At 70.2% G+C, this 3,489-nt stretch carries 4 protein-coding genes; 1 reads left to right on the forward strand and 3 read right to left on the reverse strand.

Annotated elements, in window-relative coordinates:
* From IEZ03_RS37655 to IEZ03_RS07830, 3 genes are all read right to left on the reverse strand, one after another.
* Nucleotides 1–661: DUF475 domain-containing protein (locus tag IEZ03_RS37655; protein ID WP_229808119.1), on the reverse strand; the 661-nt coding region annotated here is incomplete at its 3' end.
* Nucleotides 662–721: 60 nt separating this feature from the next.
* The gene (locus IEZ03_RS07825; RefSeq protein ID WP_184886633.1) at nucleotides 722–1,300 is read right to left on the reverse strand and encodes a TerD family protein; all 579 of its coding nucleotides are present in this window, start codon (nucleotides 1,298–1,300) and stop codon (nucleotides 722–724) included.
* A gap of 90 nt (nucleotides 1,301–1,390) precedes the next feature.
* Nucleotides 1,391–1,966, reverse strand: a complete 576-nt coding sequence (locus tag IEZ03_RS07830) for a TerD family protein (RefSeq protein ID WP_184886635.1) — start codon at nucleotides 1,964–1,966, stop codon at nucleotides 1,391–1,393.
* Nucleotides 1,967–2,143: 177 nt separating this feature from the next.
* On the opposite strand from IEZ03_RS07830, the gene IEZ03_RS07835 reads away from it, so the two are divergent.
* Entirely contained in the window at nucleotides 2,144–3,385 is a 1,242-nt protein-coding gene (locus tag IEZ03_RS07835) for a molecular chaperone DnaJ (protein WP_184886637.1), read from the forward strand.
* The last annotated feature ends 104 nt before the right edge of the window (nucleotides 3,386–3,489 follow it).

Below are 3,489 nucleotides of genomic sequence, written 5' to 3' on the forward strand. Positions count from 1 at the left end.
CGCCGGACTCCTCGTCCTCGTCCTCGTCGCCGGAGTCGGCCGCCTCGGAGAACAGCTCGCCGAGCCCGTTGACCAGGATGTAGGTGATCATGCCGAGCACACCGGCGATCATGACGGTGCCCGGGTCCTCGGCGGCCAGCCACGCGACGAACGACAGCGCACCCGCCGCGACCACCACCGCGAGCTGGTCCAGGCGGCCGATGCGGGCGAGCGGCTTCTCCAGCCACGGCAGCCACTTCTCGGCGCGCTCCTCGAACACGAAGTTCAGGAACAGCATCATCAGGAACATGCCGCCGAACGCCGCGATCGTCGGATAGGCGTCGTTCATCAGGTCGTGGTAGCGCTCGGAGTCGTTCAGCGCCAGGTCGAACGCCTGGAACGGGCCCAGCTGGGCGGTGAGCGCCACGATCACCAGCGGGAAGACCAGCCGCATGCCGAACACCGCGATCGCGATGCCGATCGTCAGGAAGATCTTCTGCCAGAAGGCGCTCATCCGGTCGAGCACCTTGGCGTTGACCACGGCGTTGTCGAACGACAGCGAGATCTCGAGGATGGACAGCACGGCGACCAGGGCCAGCCCGGTCGGCCCGCCGTAGAGCAGGGCGAGTAGCAGGCCCACGACCGTGACGCCGAAGGACCACCCGAAGGTGCGAAGAATCATGCGCGTATTTCTGGTAGGTAGGAGGCCGGGCGCGGTGGCCCGGCTGCGGGGTCGCCGGCGCTAGCCGACGTTGACGCCGAAGTCCATGGCGATGCCGGCCAGCCCCGAGGCATACCCCTGGCCGACCGCTCTGAACTTCCATTCGCCGTTGTGCCGGTAGAGCTCGCCGAACACCATGGCCGTCTCGGTGGAGGCGTCCTCGGTGAGGTCGAAGCGCGCGAGCTCGTTGCCGTCGTTCCGGTTGACGATCCGGATGAAGGCGTTGCGCACCTGGCCGAAGCTCTGGTGCCGGTTGTCGGCGTCGTAGATCGAGACGGGGAACACGATGCGCTCGCACTGGGGCGGCACCGCGTTGAGGTCGACGTTGATGGACTCGTCGTCGCCCTCGCCCTCACCGGTCAGGTTGTCGCCGGTGTGCTCCACCGAGCCGTCCGGGCTCCTCAGGTTGTTGAAGAACACGAAGTGCTGGTCGGAGATGACCTTGCCCGTACTGGCGAGCATCAGCGCGGACGCGTCCAAGTCGAAGTCCGCACCGGTGGTGGCCCGGACGTCCCAGCCGAGGCCGACGGTGACCGCAGTGAGGTTGGGCGCGGCCTTCGTCAGTGAGACGTTGCCGCCCTTGGCGAGTGATACTCCCATGTTCGGGCCACTCCCTTCCCTGTTTAGCCTGATCCCTGGCTGTGGATCCTACTGAGACCGGGGTTCGCGGGAACTCTTTCCCGCCGGGCGTCAGAGGTTGACGCCGAAGTCCGCGGCGATCCCGGCGAGGCCGGAGGCGTAGCCCTGGCCGACCGCGCGGAACTTCCACTCCGCGCCGTTCCGGTACAGCTCGCCGAAGACCATCGCGGTCTCCATGGAGGCGTCCTCGGTGAGGTCGTAGCGGGCCATCTCCGTGCCGTCCCCCTGGTTCAGCACGCGGATGTAGGCGTTGCGGACCTGTCCGAAGTTCTGGCCGCGGCTGTCGCCCTCGTAGATCGACACGGCGAAGGCCACCCGCTCGGCGGTGGCGGGCATCATGCCGAAGTTGACCTGGAGCTGCTCGTCGTCGCCCTCGCCGGCGCCGGTGGTGTTGTCGCCGGTGTGGGAGACCGCGCCGTCCGGCGTGCGGAGGTTGTTGAAGAACACGAAGTGCTGGTCCGTGATGATCTTGCCGGAGGCGTCCAGGACCAGTGCGGATGCGTCGAGGTCGAAGTCGGTGCCCGTGGTGGTGCGCAGGTCCCAGCCGAGACCGACGGTCACCGCGGTCAGCCCGGGTGCCTGCTTGGTGAGCGAGACGTTGCCGCCCTTGCTGAGACTGACACCCACGATTTGGCCTCCAAGATCGCATGCCGGTTTGCGGACGCCGTCCCGGCGCCCAGACTTATCGACGCTGGAGCGATGCTATCCGTTCCATCCTTGACGGACGCATTACACGAGACCGTGCCCACCGCGCGAAATCCGGTCCATCTGCGCCAGACTGGGCAGGGACGAAGGGAGGCGGCCTTGCGGGGAGCGGGCGACCAGCGGCGCCGGGGCAGGGGGGCGCAGGCGGCGGCCGGTGCCGTCGAGGCGAGGGAGGCGGCCGCGGCCGCCTTCTACGAGATGGACCAGGCGCAGAAGTTCATCGACGGCCGGGTGACCGTCTTCGAGGACCTGGACGCCAAGGCCGCCGAGCCCGTCCGGCGGGAGTTCACCGGGCTCGCCGAGGCGGCCGACGCCGCCGCCCACGCCTACATCTCCGTCCTGGACGCGCACGACATCGACACTCCGGACCGGTCGCCGGCCGAGTACGACGCGGCGCGGCGCGCGTTCGTGGCGACCACCGAGCGGCTCCAGCAGAGCACCCGGAACCTGAACGGCTTCGCCGAGCGGCTCGCCCCGCGGATGGCGCGGCTGGAGGCCGCCCTCGACCAGCTCCCGCCCCGGCTGACCGCCGCCCGCGACGCCGTCGCCGCCGCCGACACCGCCGTGGCCGCCGCCAGGGACGCCGGCATGGACGCCTCCGACCCGGAGGCCGAGCTGGCCCGCGCCAAGGAGATCCTCGCCCAGCTCGGCTCGCAGGGGCTCGGCGGCTTCGGCCTGGACGGCGCGATGCGCAAGGCCGACGAGGTCCGCGAGATCGCCGAGGGGGCACGCGAGGCCGCCGCGGAACTGCCGCAGATGGCGCAGAAGGTCCGCAACTCGCTGGCCTCCGTCCGGACCCGGGTGGACGTCGTGGCGAACCGCGTCGGCCCCGTCCGGGAGGCGATGCGCGTCCTGCTGCGCGGCTACTCGCAGGCCTGCTGGCAGGACCTCAGGGGCGCGCCGGAGTCGATCGAGGCGGGCGCGAACCGGGCCCGCGAGCGGCTCAACGAGGCGTCCGCGCACGTCTCCCGCGCCGAGTGGAAGCAGGCGCAGCAGGCGCTCACCGCCGCCCGCACCGAGCTGAACGCCGCCGACCGGCGGGCCGGCCAGGTCACCGGGCGGGTCGAGGAGCTGAAGGCCGTCGCCGCCGACCCGCAGGCACCGGTGGAGCGGGTCCGCTTCGCCGTCCGCGACGCCCAGCGCCTCGCCATGGCACAGCCGGGCGGCGCCGCCCCCCACCACGCCCAGGTCCTCGACTCCCTGGTCGAGCGCCTGGAGAACGCACCGAAACGCCTGACCGGCACCAACCCCGACTACTGGTCCTACCTGCAGGAACTCGAATCCATCAAGACCGCCGCCGGCGACGTCGTCACCCGCATCCGCTCAGAACGAGCACAGTAGAAGGCTGCGCACCCGCACCAGCCACCACAGCAACCCCGCAACGACCTCAAGGCTTGCGATCGCGTCCGAAGGCAGGTTTCGAGCCTGCGAGAAACCTGATCGCG

It is taken from the genome of Actinomadura livida, assembly GCF_014648675.1.
Lineage (GTDB): Bacteria > Actinomycetota > Actinomycetes > Streptosporangiales > Streptosporangiaceae > Spirillospora > Spirillospora livida.